The following is a 15,400-nucleotide window of genomic DNA, read 5'->3' as shown; positions in this document are numbered from 1 at the left end:
GGTAAATAACCAATAGATGATTTAATCAATCGCTAATCAGTTTTAAATGTCTTTCGCTACCGCTTTAACTTTACCTATTCGAATTTCAATATTTGTATGGTCCTTGCCTGCAAACAGTTCATTATTTAGCAAGCTAAACTTGATATTAGCGGTCGGTAGTCCTAGACTAGCGGCCGTTTTGTTGTCTTTAAAGAGTATTGATATGCGCGTTGCTGACTTTTCGTTTGATTTACCTGATGAACTTATTGCCCGCTACCCAATGGCGGAGCGAAATGCATCAAGATTATTGACCCTTGATGGCAATAGCGGCGCGTTAGCTGACCAGCAATTTACTGACGTATTGTCGAAAGTAAATAGTGGTGATTTGATGGTGTTTAACAACACCCGAGTGATCCCTGCACGTTTATTTGGTCAAAAAGCCTCTGGCGGTAAACTCGAAATATTGGTTGAAAGAATGCTAGATACTAAACGTATTCTTGCTCATGTACGCTGCTCAAAGTCGCCGAAAGTTGACTCAATAGTCATTCTTGATGGTGGCTATGAAATGAAAATGCTTAAGCGTCATGACGCATTATTCGAGTTAGAGCTGGATTCTGATAAAACGATTCTTGAAGTGCTAGAAGAAGTCGGTCATATGCCACTTCCTCCATATATTGACCGTCCCGACGAAGATGCGGATAAAGAGCGTTATCAAACGGTTTACAATCAAACTCCTGGCGCAGTCGCAGCACCGACAGCAGGATTGCACTTTGATGATGCCATGTTGGCAGCATTAAAAGATAAGGGCGTGAAGATAGCTTTTGTGACCTTACATGTCGGTGCTGGTACTTTTCAACCTGTACGTGTTGATACTATTGATGAGCACGTGATGCATTCAGAATGGGCTGAAGTGTCACAAGAGGTAGTCGATTTAATCGCTGAAACTAAAGCGGCAGGTCATCGAGTGATTGCTGTGGGGACTACGTCGGTTCGTTCACTTGAAAGTGCGGCCAAGGCAAGTGGTGATAACCCATTAGCTGAGTTTAAAGGCGACACTGATATTTTTATTTTCCCTGGTTACGAGTTCAAAGTCATTGATGCCATGGTCACCAATTTCCATTTACCAGAATCAACTTTGATTATGCTAATTAGTGCATTTTCAGGTTTTGATAATGTGATGAAGGCCTATCAGCATGCGATTGAACAAAAATACCGCTTTTTTAGCTATGGCGATGCCATGTTTTTAACGAAAAAAGCCCCGTAACGATTGATTTTGATCTAAAATACCCGCCCACAGAGGTGGGTATTTTTTTGGGTTAATTTTAGCTTGTTCCTTGAAGTTATTACTTATGCCCTCATGTCTTATGCAACAACAACGAGTCAGACTGTTTATCTGGCAAGGTGATATATGAATTTTGAGCTTGATACTACAGACGGACGCGCACGTCGCGGTCGTTTAGTTTTTGAACGTGGCACGGTAGAAACACCTGCTTTTATGCCAGTAGGTACTTACGGTACCGTTAAAGGTATGACCCCTGAAGAAGTGCGCGCGACTGGTGCGGATATTTTACTGGGTAATACATTCCATTTATGGCTACGTCCTGGTGAAGAAATTATGCGCAAGCATGGTGACTTACACGACTTCATGAACTGGCAACGTCCTATTTTAACCGATTCAGGTGGATTCCAAGTATTCAGCTTGGGCGACATCCGTAAAATCACTGAAGAGGGTGTACATTTCCGCTCGCCAATCAATGGTGAGAAGATTTTCTTAGATCCTGAGAAGTCGATGCAAATTCAAAACTCATTAGGCAGTGATGTTGTAATGATTTTTGATGAATGTACTCCTTACCCAGCAACACATGACGAAGCGCGTAAATCTATGCAAATGTCACTGCGTTGGGCGCAGCGTTCACGTGATGAGTTTAACCGCTTAGAAAACCCAAATTCTTTATTTGGTATTGTTCAAGGTGGTGTATACGAAGACTTACGTGATGAAAGCGTTAAAGGCTTAACCGAAATCGGATTTGATGGTTATGCCGTTGGTGGTCTTGCAGTAGGTGAGCCTAAAGAAGATATGCACCGCATTTTAGAGCATGTATGTCCTCAATTACCTGAAGAAAAACCACGCTACTTAATGGGCGTAGGTAAACCTGAAGATTTAGTTGAAGGCGTTCGCCGTGGTGTCGACATGTTTGATTGTGTTATGCCAACTCGTAATGCTCGTAATGGTCACTTATTTACTTCTGAAGGAGTCATCAAAATTCGTAATGCTCGTCATCGCGATGATACTGCACCTTTAGATGAAAGCTGTGATTGTTATACCTGTAAGAATTATTCACGCGCTTACTTATATCACTTAGATCGCTGTAATGAGATCTTAGGTGCGCGTTTAAACACCATTCACAACCTACGTTACTATCAAATTTTGATGGAAGGTTTGCGTGGTGCTATTCAGACGGGTACATTAGACGCCTTCGTTACGGATTTTTATACTAAGTTGGGCCGTGAAGTCCCTCCAGTACCTGAATTACAAGACTGATTTTTAATCTAGAAAACAAGAAGAGAGTAATATGTTAATTTCAAATGCATACGCAAACGCAGCTGGCGCACCACAAGGTGGCGGCACGATGGAACTGATTTTCATGCTAGTAGTTTTTGGCCTGATCTTCTACTTTATGATTTTCCGTCCTCAGTCAAAGCGCGTTAAAGAGCACAAAAACCTAATGTCAGCATTAAGCAAAGGTGATGAAGTGCTAACAAGCGGCGGCATTTTAGGCAAGATTGCTAAAATCAGTGACGACAGTGATTACCTTTTATTGAGCATCAATGAAACAAGCCAAATCACTATCAAGAAGGATTATGTTGCAGCGGTATTGCCTAAAGGTTCTATCCAGTCGTTGTAAGCCAAGAGGGCTCAGGTGTGTTAAATAAATACCCAATGTGGAAAAACATCATGGTGTTGCTTGTCCTCACCATTGGTGGTTTCTATGCAATTCCAAACCTTTATGGTGAGGACCATGCGGTACAAGTCGTAGCGACTCGTGGCGCAGAAGTAACAGCTTCAACACTATCGTCAGTAAATGGATTACTTGAGAGTAAAGGCATTGCGGTAAAGCGCGCTGAGCTCGAAGATGGACAATTAATCGTCCGTGTTCAAAATGCTGAACAGCAATTATTGGCAAGAGAAGCGATTGCAGAAAGTTTAGGTGACAAATATACCGTTGCATTAAACTTAGCACCAGCAACCCCAGAGTGGCTTGAAGCCATGGGTGGGACGCCAATGAAATTGGGTCTTGATTTACGTGGCGGTGTTCATTTCTTAATGGAAGTGGATATGGGCGAAGCCATTCGTAAGATGGAAGAAGCCAAAATTGCTGATTTCAGAAGCCAATTACGTGAAGAGAGAATCCGCTATGCAGGTGTGCGTAAAACTGCAAAAGGATTGGAAATTAAATTCCGCGATGCTGAAAATCTTTCGAAAGCTGAGCGTTATTTAAAATCACTCAGTAATGAAATGGTATTCACTGACGGTAGTGTCGGTGAGAACTATGCCTTATATGCGTCGATGAGTGATGACTACCTTAGACAGATTAAGGAAGAAGCATTACAACAAAACATCACCACAATCCGTAACCGTGTAAACGAGTTAGGTGTTGCTGAACCAGTGGTACAACGTCAAGGTGCAGAGCGTATTATCGTTCAGTTGCCAGGTGTTCAAGATACCGCTCGTGCTAAAGAAATTCTTGGTGCAACAGCTTCTATCGAATTCCGTATGGTAGATCAGAATGTTGACCAAGCTGCTGCAGCCAATGGCCGTGTACCTGCAAGTTCTGAAGTATTCCCACGTCGTTCTGGTGGTATCGCAGTATTGAAAAAAGAAGTCATGTTAACGGGTGATCATATCACTGGTGCACAGCCTTCATTTGATGAATACAGTCGTCCACAAGTATCAATTAACCTTGATGCTAAAGGCGGTAATATCTTTTCTAACGTAACTAAAGACAACATTGGTAACCCAATGGCGACTTTATTTATTGAATATAAAGATAGCGGACAACGTAACCCAGATGGCACAGTGAAAATGACTAAGATTGAAGAAGTCATTTCAGTTGCAACCATTCAAGCTCGTCTTGGGCGTAACTTTGTGATTAATGGTCTTGACCATGCTGAAGCACAAAGCTTAGCGTTACTATTACGTGCAGGTGCTTTGATTGCGCCGGTTACGATTGTTGAAGAACGTACTATTGGTCCAAGCCTTGGTGCAGAAAATATCGAAAACGGTAAAATGGCGATGATTTGGGGCATGGTTGTTGTGCTTATCTTTATGCTTATTTATTACCGTGCATTCGGCGTCATTGCAAACTTAGCGCTAACCGCTAACTTAGTGATGGTTGTGGGTGTAATGTCGATGATTCCTGGTGCTGTTTTAACCTTGCCTGGTATCGCAGGTATGGTACTAACAGTCGGTATGGCTGTTGATGGTAACGTGCTTATTTTTGAGCGTATTCGTGAAGAGTTGCTCGCTGGTCGTAGTGTGCAACAGGCTATTCATGAAGGGTATGCAAATGCATTCTCTACTATTGCCGATGCGAACATTACCACCTTTATGACAGCCTTGATTCTATTTGCTGTAGGTACTGGCGCTGTAAAAGGTTTCGCAGTTACGCTAATGATAGGTATCGCAACGTCTATGTTTACTTCTATTGTGGGAACACGTGTCATCGTGAATCTCATGTGGGGTGGTAAACGCGTTAAGAAACTGTCTATCTAAGGAGAAGTCGACTATGTTACAAATATTTTCAGTTACTAAAGCGATCGATTTCCTTAAGCATGCGAAGGTTATTAGTCTTTTATCAGTTGTTCTCGTTGTTGGATCTTTAATTTCTTTAGGGGTTAAAGGCATCAACTGGGGACTTGATTTTACTGGCGGCACCGTCGTTGAACTTGAGTTTTCTCAACAAGTTGATTTGATTCAACTGCGCAGCGAACTTAATGCTGATGAAGCAGAAGGTGCTGTGGTTCAAAACTTTGGCTCAAGCCGTGACGTATTAATCCGTCTTCCGGTACGAGAAGAAATCAAAAGTGATGACCAAGTCGGTGCGGTAATGGAAGCGGCTCGAACAATTGATTCAAGCGTGATTCAAAAACGTGTTGAGTTTGTTGGCCCACAAGTGGGTAAAGAGTTAGCCGAGCAAGGTGGTCTTGCGGTTATTGTTGCGTTAATTTGTATTTTGATTTACGTATCATTCCGTTTTGAATGGCGCTTAGCAATGGGTTCTGTTGCAGCTCTTGGCCATGACGTTATCGTTACTTTAGGTATTTTCTCAATCTTACAACTTGAGTTTGATTTGACTGTACTAGCGGGCTTACTGACCGTAGTAGGTTATTCATTGAACGATACGATTGTTGTATATGACCGTGTTCGTGAAAACTTCCTCAAGATGCGTAAAGGCGGCCCTAATGAAGTCGTCAATAAGTCAATTACTCAAACTATGAGCCGTACCATTATTACAACAGGTACAACCCTTGTGGTGGTGATTGCACTGTTCCTTAAAGGTGGCACGATGATCCACGGATTCGCAACAGCATTGCTTTGCGGTATTTTTGTGGGTACCTATTCATCTATTTACGTTGCAAGTTTCTTAGCGATTAAGCTTGGGATCTGTCGTGAACATATGATGCCAGTTGAGATTGAAAAAGAAGGCGCTGACCAAGACGCAGTTATGCCTTAAGCATTGCTTTATTTAATACCAAGTGTGTTGAATAACTCAGGTTAATGCAAAGCAAAAAAGCCACTCATGAGAGTGGCTTTTTTATTTGTTGGAATTCATTCAAGAATGATTTAATTAAACTGAATTATCCTTTAGCGGTAAGCTGCTGTGATAATAAATGGTGATGAATAAGAGGAGAAATAGTTGTTATAAATTGGCTATTTGCAGGATGTGAAATATCAAGCTCTACCCAACCATCGGTTGAGAGCTGCTCAAGTGTTGTTAATTGAGTTTGGGTGGCTGAATCAAACTGCCACAAGCCTTGGGCTTTAATGATGCCAAAATCAGTATGTAGCCGACTTACAGTAAAAGGGATCATAGTTTAGTCAAATAACTCATAGTTGGGTGATTTCTAATTGGTATTGCGCTTGACCTTTTTCGCCAGAAGTAAACGTACCATGGCCTTCAATATTCACTAACTCGCCTTGGCCAGAGTTCGGGACTATCATAAAACGGCTACTGGCAACGCCAATCTCAAACTTACCATCATGTTGTAATACAAAGCTGCCAGACTTGCCATTTACACTGACTTCAACGTTCTCATAGCCGCAAAATACCGCCATTCCATCAGCGGTATAGCACATAATATATTTAGGTTGGCTGACCCCTTCGAGATCGCCTGAGTACATTTGAGTAATACTGGCAGAGGTTTGTTTAGCGCCATCAGGGTGCTGTATATCGGTGATTTCATCCCAGCTGGTGATTTGGAAAATGCCTGATATTTGAAGATTCATATTGTTCTCCTTTTAGAACTAACATGAGCATATATTGAGTATAAAGTTTAATCAATGCTCGACATCAAGAACCATTTACAAGTAGGATAATTAAAAATTTGCCAGTAGAGCAATAGCAGTAGGAATAATAATGGAAGATAGAAAAGTATTATTAACAGGCGGTAACTTACTCCAAGCGCATACTTGGAAAGGGCTACTAGAGACCAATGGCATTATGGTAGAGCTAACAGGTGAAGCACTTGTTGGTGGAGTAGGAGAGCTTCCTGCTGAAATGCAAACTGTTGATTTATGGGTTAACCAAAATCAATTAGAACAAGCACAAACCATTCTTGAATCCCACGATATGGATCGTCCAGAGTGGCAATGTTTACATTGTCATGAAATGAATGACGGCAGCTTTGAGTTATGTTGGCAATGTAGCTTACCTCAAAGTACCCCCCACAACTGATCTCAATAATCCATTAAGTCATATTAAATGATTATGTTTGATAGCCAAATTAACTAGGACAAGCCATGAGTAAAATGGTTATAGTCAGCACAAGTTGATTTATCGAGAATAATAAATGCAATACTTTCCATTGTTTGTGGATACAAAAAATTTAAATGTGCTAATTGTTGGCGCCGGTGAAGTGGCCACCAGAAAGCTAGATTTGTTATCTCGGACGGAAGCTGAAATTGATGTTATTGCGCCAGATGTCGCCGACGAAATATGCGCTTATGAAACAAAAGGCCGGATCAAGTTATCTCGCCGTGAAGTCCAAGTTGCAGATATAGCCGATTATGACGTGATATACATGGCAACAGCGAATGAACAACTCAATATGGACTTTGCTGTCATAGCCACTCAAAAGGGTATTTGGGTTAACGTAGTTGATAACCCAAGTTTTTGTCGTTTTATTACCCCTTCAATTGTAGACCGAGGCAGATTAGTGGTAGCGATAAGCACTGCTGGTGCAGCCCCTGTATTTGCTCGTACCATTCGCTCACGGCTTGAAACGCTATTACCTCAATCATTGAGTCCATTATTTGATTTTGTCGCTTCTAAGCGCTCAGAAGTGCAGCATAAAATATCTTCAGGAAAAGAACGTCGCTTATTTTGGGAGCGTTTTTTTAATTTAAATAGTGACCGTTTTGATGGCGTGACTGAAAGTCATTATCAAGATGCATTTAGCAGTTATGGCGCCGAAGGCGAGATTTTATTATTCAATGAAAATGACAATGCCGCTATGTTGCCAATTGCTGCTATGCCATTACTGCAAAAGATAGATATATTCTACTCTGATGTTGATAATGCTATTCAGGTTAACGGCAAACTAGTGACTGATATCAACGAACTCGTCAGACGAGATGCCAGTCGTGAGCCTATCCCATCCCTCAGTGCAATCGCAGAGAAATATCAACATGGAGAGCGTTTGCTTTTAGTTGTTAATCAAGAAAAGCTGGAAAAACTTAAAGCGCATTTCCCCATGGCTAAACATTTACAACCGGGTGCACTTTAATTTCATAAGAGTGAATCTTACAAGGGTTAGGTTTAGTCTTTAAATCTAATTATGATGAGCTAATTTACAGGTTAACTAAAACCGAGTTTCATACTGAAGATAAACAGTATAAACTCGGTTTTTTTATTTGATTGGAACCCTCATGGCGCCTAAAGCTACCGTCTTTAAAGCTGCACTGCAAATTGCTGATATGGATAGGCACTACTATGCCGATCATCAACTTACTATTGCGCAGCATCCTTCTGAAACTGATAGCCGTATGATGGTAAGACTGCTTGCTTTTATCATGAACGCTTCTGATGCTTTGCAATTTAGTAAGGGTCTTTGCGTTGATGACGAACCAGAATTATGGGAAAAAAGCCTGTCAGATGAAATTAATCTGTGGATTGAGTTTGGCCAAGCCGATGAAAAATGGCTTCGTAAAGCCTGCGGTCGTGCTAAACAAGTTCAATTAATTACTTATGCTGGTCGTAGTGTGCCAATTTGGTGGCAGCAAAATGAGCAAGCACTGCAAAGATATAAAAACTTGTCGGTATTCAATATTGATGAAGAAAGTGTCAAAGCGATGGAAGTCTTTGTTTCGCGCAATATGAAAATCCAAGTGAGTATTAGTGATGGTGAAATCTGGTTATCAGATGATACCAATAGCTTAATGATCCAACCTGAGCGCTTAAAGTAACGAAGCAGTAAAACTAGACTATAATTTGTCAGTTACCTAGTCTTTGTTATACCGACGTGCTCCGTTTTATATTTGGCTTTTATTTAGATTTATTTATAGGTTTATGACTGTGATGTTATTGCAACTTATCCAATGGATAAGCCTAAATTAAGCTATTAATATCTTGTTTAAGGTATTGATAGAAACATCTAACAATAGACTCGATGACAAATTGGAGTTTGAACTCGTATAGTCTATGAAGGATGTGACAATGAAGACCTTATCGCTGCATGATGTTGAAAAATTAGATTTACTCGCTCGGCCTGAAGTGGCTGAGCATATTACAATATTCTCACCCGCAACTGCTGTTTTTACCGATTTTAAAACCCTCAAACCTTTAGTGATTAAATTAAATACGGCAGCGGTCGACGTCGAACATTTAATGAAGCAATCCCATGTGAGATTAAAAATAGTGATAGATGATAGAGGTCACTTTATGGGACTTGTCAGTCTGCAAATGCTTCATAGTCAGGAAATGCAGAAGCATGTCGCTAAAGGGTTTCCAAGAGAGCAGCTATTACTGTCAGACTTTATGCTGCCAAAAAGCGCACTAAAAGCCATTGATTACCAGGAGCTTTCAAAAGCTCGTATTAGTGATGTTATTGAGACTTTAAAGCACTCACAGCATCAACATTGCTTAGTGATGGATAAAGAGCTTGGTGTGATTAGAGGGCTGATTTCTGCCAATGATATTGTGCGAAAATTAAAGCTACCAGTTGATGTTAATCTTAATCCAAGTTTTATGGAGATTTCTGACAGCATTGAGAAGGTTAAGCTTGCCAGTTAATGATTTAACCGACTCTAATTAAGAAAGTTTTGCAACATGTTGTTATTTGAGTACGTAATCTTTAATGTGTCTTAAACCTTTATTTTATGGAGAGATAATGCATATTAGAAAAGCGACCAAGGAAGATGCCGCCACAGCATTTGAAATTCGTAATCTTGCCATTCTATCTCAATGTACAGGGCATTATAACGCCGATGTATTGGCTAAATGGACAGAAGGGGATGTGCCTGTAGGCTTTGTTTATGACTTTGCAAAATACGGTTATGTTTGCGTTATTGACGATAGGGTTGTTGGCGTAGGTATGATTGATTTAGACAATGGAATGGTTGATGCAATGTTTGTTCGCCCTGAACATTTTGGTAAGGGGCTTGGCAAGCAGATGATCCGCCATTTAGAAATGCTTGCGAGGCAAACAAGCTGTAAAACACTCAAGTTAGATGCCTCGTTAAATGCAGTCGACTTTTATCGTACTTGCGGATTTACAGGTGATCGCCAAGCAATATTTCACTCGCCCAGAGGAATAGAACTTGCCTGTGTACCAATGGAAAAGACATTGAGCTAATTGATTCAAGTCCTCTGAACTAGATGGATTGGCCTAATAAGAAACAAAAAGCCGTTTACTCTATATTGAGTCAACGGCTTTTTTTATGTGCAAATACTAAATAAAATTTTTATAAACAGTACTATGGAGCTACTCGATGTGCAGGCTAATGCTTTGGACACTAATGATTTTGGTAACTAATCATTTTTAAAACTAGTGACTTGTGTGGGCTTCAAGCATTTGCAGACCACCGCCATTGTAAGTTTGAGTAAATCCCGCATCGACTAACGCACTATTTGCAATACCGCTTCGTCTTCCACTTCGACAATAAAGCACGATTTGTGTCTCTTTAGATATGTTTTGCTTGGTTAGTTGCGCTAATACCACTTCAAAAGGAATATTAATCGCTCCTTCAATATGTCCCGCTGCAAACTCTTGTTCTGTTCGTACATCGAGGATCATTGCTCCAGCATTAATCTTTTCCCAAGCTATATCAGGGTTCATATCTTGTGCATTAGTCGCTGCTGTATACGTCAGGGCTAAACAGCATAAAAAGACTAAAACTAGCTTTTTAAAATAGCTTAATTGAATGTGTTGCACGGTCATTCCTTTATTGTTTATGTAACAAGGCTAATTCTGCTTCAGGTTTTATGCCTAGCTTTTTAAATAACATTGCAGCAGGGCAAAATCCCGTGAAGGCACTTTGTAATAGATTAGCCCCAACAAATAGGGTTAGCCAGATAAAATTATGATTTACCCAGGTTGTTAATCCTAAAGATAGCAACACCATAAAACCGGCAAACGCCATAATAGTTCTTTCTAAAGACATGTGATTCTCCTTAAATACCTTTTTATTCTTATATAAATTGTCGATTTTTCATTACGCTGTAGTACAAAATAGGAATGACGACTAAGGTCAAAATACTGGATATAAAAATGCCAAAAATTAAGCTGATAGCGAGACCGTTGAAGATAGGGTCATCAATGATAAACAGTGCGCCAATCATGGCCGCAAACGCAGTTAACATAATAGGTTTTGCTCGCACTGCACCAGACTGAATAACTGCTTGCTCAAGTGACATACCTTTAGCTGTTTCTAATTTGATAAAGTCGACCAATAGAATGGAGTTACGCACAATGATCCCAGCCAGAGCGATCATGCCAATCATCGACGGCGCGGTGAAATGGGCACCTAGCAAAGCATGACCTGGCATGACACCGATAATTGTCAATGGAATAGGCGCCATGATCACCAAAGGGACTAGGTAAGATTTAAAGTGGCTGACCACCAGTAAGTAAATAGCAATCATCCCGATGGCATAAGCTATTCCCATGTCTCTGAAGGTTTCATAGGTTATTTTCCATTCGCCATCCCATAAAATAGCCACTTCATCTAAGCCATCGGGTTGATGAATAAGGTGCTGCTTAATAGGAAAAGGATTAGCGCCGCTTTGGTTGTCATCTTCAATGCCAGCAAACATCGAAAACATGCCGTAAAGTGGACTGTCAGTTGGCCCAGCCATATCGGCAACCACCATGATCATCGGCACCATGTTTTTGTGGATGATTGGTGTATTGATGTTGCCATGATCAATCGTCACCACATCACTTAAACTGATACTTAATCCAGAAGCATTTGTAAGCCTTAGGGCAAGAATTTGCTGTAAATTTAGCTTTGATGCTTCACTCGCCTGCAAGCGAATAGGGATTGGTAATTGATAGTTTTTATTGTGTAAGTAGCTGACATCAGTCCCTTCTACAGCCATCGAAATAGTTTCGACAATGTCGCTGTAGTTAAGCCCTAATAATTTGGCTTTACTCCTATCAATATGAAGTCGCCAGTGGGCAGCTTCGCTAGGCAAATAAATATCCACATCAACCACATGTTCTGTTTGCTTAAAGCGCTGCTCTAATGCATTGGCGGTTTGTTCTCGCAGTTCAGTCGTAGGAGCGTAAACTTCTGCCAATATCGGTGACCAGACCGGAGGTCCTGGTGGTACTTCCACGATTTTGATATTCGCTTGATATGGTTTGGCCAATTCATGCAATTTGGCGCGAACAGAAGTTGCAATCTCATGGCTATCACGACTTCGCTCAGATTTGTCGACTAAGTTCACTTGAATATCGCCTAACTCTTGGCTCTGTCGCATGAAGTAATGTCTTACTAGTCCATTAAAGTTAATCGGTGCGTGAGTGCCAGCATACAATTGCAAGTGTTCTACATCATCAACACTGAGTAAGTATTCGCTTAAGTCTTTAAGCACTCTTTGAGTTTGCTCTACAGGCGTACCTTCAGGCATATCAACGAGTACCTGAAATTCTGATTTATTATCAAATGGCAGCATTTTTAAAATAACGGCTTGTCCGACAGGCAATGCAACCGCCATTGCTATCAATAATATGATGGCTCCAGTCAGCCCTAAGCGGGCTAACCCAGCTTTTTGGCCGATTAAAAATGGTGTCATCAACCAGCTAAAAAGACGTTGTAATTTGCTTTCTTCAGAAGATAACGGCTGTTGCTCTGTGGTCTTGCTCGTTGCAGACTTTTCTGAAATAGGATTGTTGTTCTGCTCTGAATGACTATTGCTTTTGCTATCGTGCTCACTATGCCTTAACAGCTTTAAACTCAGCCAAGGGGTCACAACAAATGCAACCACTAGCGAAATAAGCATACCCATACTGGAATTTATCGGGATAGGGCTCATATAAGGCCCCATAAGGCCAGAAACAAATGCCATAGGCATAAGTGCTGCTATTACGGTAAACGTTGCTAGAATCGTCGGACCACCAACCTCATCTACTGCCAAAGGGATCAGTTTTTTGAAATCTTTATTGCCTAACGCCATATGGCGGTGAATATTCTCAACCACCACAATGGCGTCATCGACCAAAATACCGATAGAAAAAATCAAAGCAAAAAGCGATATTCGATTGAGAGTAAATCCCCAAGCCCAAGAAGCGAATAAGGTCATTGCTAAGGTCACAATAATGGCAATGCCAACCACAAGAGCTTCACGCTTGCCCATGGTGATTAATACCAGCAATACGACAGCCATAGTGGCAAACATGAGTTTTAGGATGAGCGTGTTTGCTTTGTTTCCTGCTGTCTCACCGTAGTTTCGAGAAACAGTGACTTCGACATTATTCGGAATTAAACGGTTATCTACTTTAGCTAAACGGCTCATGATGTCATTGGTGATATCGACAGCATTTTCGCCGCTTTGTTTACCAATGGCGATCGTCACCGCAGGGTAAGTACCGGAGGCGTCGACATGCCAAACATTATCAGTGGCAATATCAGCTTTTAAGCTAACTTCAGCAATATCCGATAAATACACCGGACTTGCTTGGTCGTTATTATCGCCAGCATTATTGATTTTAATGATTAATTGGCTGACATCATCAAGGTGTTGTAGAAACTGACCTGTTTGAACTTTAATTAACTGGTTTTGCTGGATTAAATCACCTGGCATGGAAATTTGATTATTATCCGTTAACACCTGCTTTAGCTCTGAAAAACTCACGCCGTAGTGATTCATTTTGAGTGGGTCTAATCTGACGTTAACAGCAAGCTCTTGGCGGCCCATTGAGTAGATTTCGCGGGTGCCTTTAACGCGTTTAAACTCATTTTCAAGTTCAGTGGCGATAATGGTGAGATCTTCAGCATTCACATCAGGATCTTTTGACCACAAGGTTAAGCCGACGATGGGCACATCATCAATACCTCGAGGCTTAATTAAAGGCGTGCCAATGCCTGCAGCATTATTAAACTTATCTTGGTTGGATTGCAGTTGATTGTATAAATTAACAATGGCGTGATCACGAGGCACACCAACATCAAAAACAGCAATGATTAGCGCGCCATCATTCATCGAAAATGAATACAGCGTATCTATTCCTTTAAGCTCAGAAATAATTTTTTCAGCGGGTAAGGTGACTTGTCTGGAGACTTCTTCAGGTGTGGCGCCAACATAGGGAATATAAACATCAGCAAAAGTGACATCTATTTGTGGCTCTTCTTCTTTTGGGGTGACGAAAATAGCAAATAAACCCAACAACAGAGCCAATAGCGCTAATAGAGGAGTGATGGCGCTTGATTGAAAGCTTTTAGCTATTCTTCCTGAAATGCCAAGATTAGTTGATTCAGTCATTATATTACCCGCCTACTTTTGGGCTATTTAATAAATAGTCAGTAGCGTGAACAATGATTTCGTCACCTTCCATAAGTCCAGCTTCAACAACAAAGCTGTCATTATCTACTTGGCGCAACCTCACTTGGGTTTGCACTAGCTTATTATTACGTTGGCGAAATACTGCAGTGTAATCACCACGTCGAAATACCGCCGAACTTGGAATGATAATTTGTTTGATTGCGGTATCTGCAATCAATATTTTGACCCACTCACCTGGAGAAATAGTGATATCAGTTTGCGGCAGGTTGATACGTACTTGATAACTTTGCCCCGCATTTTGTAAGAAAACATAGGGGTTAATATCAGTGGAATTGATACGTATTCCAGAAGCAAACTCTACCGCAATGGCAGAGTTTGAATCGACAAGGGATCGGTACTGCTGAGGGAGCTGGAATATAGCGCGCATATTGTCGGTTGAGTAACCCGCATAGAGAGCTTGGCCTACAGTGACGGTTTCGCCCTGTTCTACAAAACGCTGGGTGACTCGGCCACTAAAGGGAGCATTAACTGTGGTGTAGTTTAGGGTTTCTTTGGCTTGTATTAGTTTTGCATTTGCAGCTGATACCGCTTGTAAACTTGAGGCTGAATTGGCGGTGGCTTCATCCATTGCCCCTTTTGAAATTGCGCCTTTAGGAAACAATTCCTGATAACGTTTAAATTGAGCTTGGGACTCTATATTTCTTGCTTGCGCTTGGGCTAATTCTGCTTCAGCTGCTGCAAGCCCAGCGCCTTGCTCTTTACTGGTAATTTCTAATAGCGCAGCTCCTGCTGGCACAGTGTCGTTAACATCGTAATTGAGCTTAAGAATTCTTCCCGCAGTTTGCGCTGAAACTGTGGCGGCTTTTATCGCTTCAATTTGGCCATCGAACTGTAAATAAGGTGTGTGCTGTTGAAGCTTTATAGTAAGCAGTTCATTTGGCATTGATTTAACTGATGCTTTATCAGTTGCTGAAACCATAGGTGTATAAAACCCTGTTGAGGAGATTGCAACAAGGGTGAAAATCAATGCTCGTGTGAGAAACATAAACTTATCCAACTAAAAATAATAATCCATAAGAAAATTCTAATGGAGTTGGTTAGATAGTGCAATCTATTTATGAGAAAAATCTAATGAAGTGCTTTTTTTGAGATTTAAAGCGGGAATTCAGACACAAAAAAGCCGCCTAATAAAATAG

16 protein-coding genes are annotated in these 15,400 nt (G+C 41.0%); 10 read left to right on the top strand and 6 right to left on the bottom strand.

Annotation, left to right across the window (positions count from 1 at the left end):
• Positions 1-202: 202 nt before the first annotated feature.
• The 5 genes from queA to secF all read left to right on the top strand — a co-directional run bounded on the left by queA (position 203) and on the right by secF (position 5,714).
• Positions 203-1,243 (top strand): tRNA preQ1(34) S-adenosylmethionine ribosyltransferase-isomerase QueA, encoded by a 1,041-nt coding sequence (gene queA, locus FNZ24_RS04115; protein WP_153913171.1) that lies wholly within the window; start codon positions 203-205, stop codon positions 1,241-1,243.
• Positions 1,244-1,387: 144 nt separating this feature from the next.
• Entirely contained in the window at positions 1,388-2,521 is a 1,134-nt protein-coding gene (gene tgt, locus FNZ24_RS04110; RefSeq protein ID WP_153913153.1) for a tRNA guanosine(34) transglycosylase Tgt, read from the top strand.
• A gap of 31 nt (positions 2,522-2,552) precedes the next feature.
• Positions 2,553-2,885 carry a preprotein translocase subunit YajC gene (gene yajC / locus FNZ24_RS04105; protein WP_153913152.1) on the top strand — a complete coding sequence of 111 codons (333 nt, stop codon included), beginning with the start codon at positions 2,553-2,555 and terminating at the stop codon, positions 2,883-2,885.
• A gap of 17 nt (positions 2,886-2,902) precedes the next feature.
• Positions 2,903-4,753 carry a protein translocase subunit SecD gene (gene secD, locus FNZ24_RS04100; RefSeq protein WP_153913151.1) on the top strand — a complete coding sequence of 617 codons (1,851 nt, stop codon included), beginning with the start codon at positions 2,903-2,905 and terminating at the stop codon, positions 4,751-4,753.
• Positions 4,754-4,766: 13 nt separating this feature from the next.
• The gene (gene secF / locus FNZ24_RS04095) at positions 4,767-5,714 is read left to right on the top strand and encodes a protein translocase subunit SecF (RefSeq protein ID WP_153913150.1); all 948 of its coding nucleotides are present in this window, start codon (positions 4,767-4,769) and stop codon (positions 5,712-5,714) included.
• A gap of 124 nt (positions 5,715-5,838) precedes the next feature.
• On the opposite strand, the gene FNZ24_RS04090 is transcribed toward secF, so the two are convergent.
• On the bottom strand, positions 5,839-6,072 hold the full coding sequence (locus FNZ24_RS04090) for a hypothetical protein (protein ID WP_153913149.1): 234 nt from the start codon (positions 6,070-6,072) through the stop codon (positions 5,839-5,841).
• A 16-nt stretch (positions 6,073-6,088) separates the two neighbouring features.
• Positions 6,089-6,487, bottom strand: a complete 399-nt coding sequence (locus tag FNZ24_RS04085; protein WP_153913148.1) for a DUF3224 domain-containing protein — start codon at positions 6,485-6,487, stop codon at positions 6,089-6,091.
• A 130-nt stretch (positions 6,488-6,617) separates the two neighbouring features.
• Here FNZ24_RS04085 and FNZ24_RS04080 point away from each other — a divergent pair, with 130 nt between their 5' ends.
• From FNZ24_RS04080 to FNZ24_RS04060, 5 genes are all read left to right on the top strand, one after another.
• Positions 6,618-6,935 (top strand): DUF2007 domain-containing protein, encoded by a 318-nt coding sequence (locus tag FNZ24_RS04080; protein WP_153913147.1) that lies wholly within the window; start codon positions 6,618-6,620, stop codon positions 6,933-6,935.
• 115 nt (positions 6,936-7,050) lie between these two features.
• Positions 7,051-7,986: a precorrin-2 dehydrogenase/sirohydrochlorin ferrochelatase family protein gene (locus FNZ24_RS04075; RefSeq protein ID WP_153913146.1), complete on the top strand. Its 936-nt coding sequence runs from the start codon at positions 7,051-7,053 to the stop codon at positions 7,984-7,986.
• 142 nt (positions 7,987-8,128) lie between these two features.
• Positions 8,129-8,665 carry a YaeQ family protein gene (locus FNZ24_RS04070; protein ID WP_153913145.1) on the top strand — a complete coding sequence of 179 codons (537 nt, stop codon included), beginning with the start codon at positions 8,129-8,131 and terminating at the stop codon, positions 8,663-8,665.
• 250 nt (positions 8,666-8,915) lie between these two features.
• Positions 8,916-9,491 (top strand): CBS domain-containing protein, encoded by a 576-nt coding sequence (locus FNZ24_RS04065; protein WP_153913144.1) that lies wholly within the window; start codon positions 8,916-8,918, stop codon positions 9,489-9,491.
• Positions 9,492-9,588: 97 nt separating this feature from the next.
• Positions 9,589-10,053, top strand: a complete 465-nt coding sequence (locus FNZ24_RS04060) for a GNAT family N-acetyltransferase (RefSeq protein WP_153913143.1) — start codon at positions 9,589-9,591, stop codon at positions 10,051-10,053.
• 192 nt (positions 10,054-10,245) lie between these two features.
• On the opposite strand, the gene FNZ24_RS04055 is transcribed toward FNZ24_RS04060, so the two are convergent.
• The 4 genes from FNZ24_RS04055 to FNZ24_RS04040 are packed head-to-tail and all read right to left on the bottom strand — an operon-like array spanning position 10,246 to position 15,249.
• A complete protein-coding gene (locus FNZ24_RS04055) occupies positions 10,246-10,638 on the bottom strand; it encodes a rhodanese-like domain-containing protein (RefSeq protein WP_153913142.1) in 393 nt (130 codons plus the stop codon).
• Positions 10,639-10,642: 4 nt separating this feature from the next.
• Entirely contained in the window at positions 10,643-10,861 is a 219-nt protein-coding gene (locus FNZ24_RS04050; protein WP_153913141.1) for a DUF2892 domain-containing protein, read from the bottom strand.
• A 28-nt stretch (positions 10,862-10,889) separates the two neighbouring features.
• Positions 10,890-14,183: an efflux RND transporter permease subunit gene (locus FNZ24_RS04045; protein WP_153913140.1), complete on the bottom strand. Its 3,294-nt coding sequence runs from the start codon at positions 14,181-14,183 to the stop codon at positions 10,890-10,892.
• 4 nt (positions 14,184-14,187) lie between these two features.
• Complete coding sequence (locus FNZ24_RS04040; protein ID WP_153913139.1) at positions 14,188-15,249, bottom strand: efflux RND transporter periplasmic adaptor subunit; 1,062 nt, start codon at positions 15,247-15,249, stop codon at positions 14,188-14,190.
• Positions 15,250-15,400 lie beyond the last annotated feature (151 nt).

The sequence above is a fragment of the Shewanella sp. TC10 genome (genome assembly GCF_009663145.1).
GTDB lineage: Bacteria > Pseudomonadota > Gammaproteobacteria > Enterobacterales > Shewanellaceae > Shewanella.
The sequence above is the reverse complement of the archived record's forward strand: the minus strand, read 5'-3'. Positions and strand labels throughout refer to the sequence as shown.

What these genes read in the sequence shown, in the direction of transcription:
- queA (WP_153913171.1), top strand. Translation starts at nt 203, where the DNA reads ATGCGCGTTGCTGACTTTTCGTTTGATTTACCTGATGAACTTATTGCC.
- secF (WP_153913150.1), top strand. Translation starts at nt 4,767, where the DNA reads ATGTTACAAATATTTTCAGTTACTAAAGCGATCGATTTCCTTAAGCAT.
- FNZ24_RS04065 (WP_153913144.1), top strand. Translation starts at nt 8,916, where the DNA reads ATGAAGACCTTATCGCTGCATGATGTTGAAAAATTAGATTTACTCGCT.
- FNZ24_RS04055 (WP_153913142.1), bottom strand. Translation starts at nt 10,638, where the DNA reads ATGACCGTGCAACACATTCAATTAAGCTATTTTAAAAAGCTAGTTTTA.
- FNZ24_RS04050 (WP_153913141.1), bottom strand. Translation starts at nt 10,861, where the DNA reads ATGTCTTTAGAAAGAACTATTATGGCGTTTGCCGGTTTTATGGTGTTG.
- FNZ24_RS04085 (WP_153913148.1), bottom strand. Translation starts at nt 6,487, where the DNA reads ATGAATCTTCAAATATCAGGCATTTTCCAAATCACCAGCTGGGATGAA.
- FNZ24_RS04075 (WP_153913146.1), top strand. Translation starts at nt 7,051, where the DNA reads ATGCAATACTTTCCATTGTTTGTGGATACAAAAAATTTAAATGTGCTA.
- tgt (WP_153913153.1), top strand. Translation starts at nt 1,388, where the DNA reads ATGAATTTTGAGCTTGATACTACAGACGGACGCGCACGTCGCGGTCGT.
- FNZ24_RS04090 (WP_153913149.1), bottom strand. Translation starts at nt 6,072, where the DNA reads ATGATCCCTTTTACTGTAAGTCGGCTACATACTGATTTTGGCATCATT.
- yajC (WP_153913152.1), top strand. Translation starts at nt 2,553, where the DNA reads ATGTTAATTTCAAATGCATACGCAAACGCAGCTGGCGCACCACAAGGT.
- FNZ24_RS04045 (WP_153913140.1), bottom strand. Translation starts at nt 14,183, where the DNA reads ATGACTGAATCAACTAATCTTGGCATTTCAGGAAGAATAGCTAAAAGC.
- FNZ24_RS04070 (WP_153913145.1), top strand. Translation starts at nt 8,129, where the DNA reads ATGGCGCCTAAAGCTACCGTCTTTAAAGCTGCACTGCAAATTGCTGAT.
- FNZ24_RS04060 (WP_153913143.1), top strand. Translation starts at nt 9,589, where the DNA reads ATGCATATTAGAAAAGCGACCAAGGAAGATGCCGCCACAGCATTTGAA.
- FNZ24_RS04080 (WP_153913147.1), top strand. Translation starts at nt 6,618, where the DNA reads ATGGAAGATAGAAAAGTATTATTAACAGGCGGTAACTTACTCCAAGCG.
- FNZ24_RS04040 (WP_153913139.1), bottom strand. Translation starts at nt 15,249, where the DNA reads ATGTTTCTCACACGAGCATTGATTTTCACCCTTGTTGCAATCTCCTCA.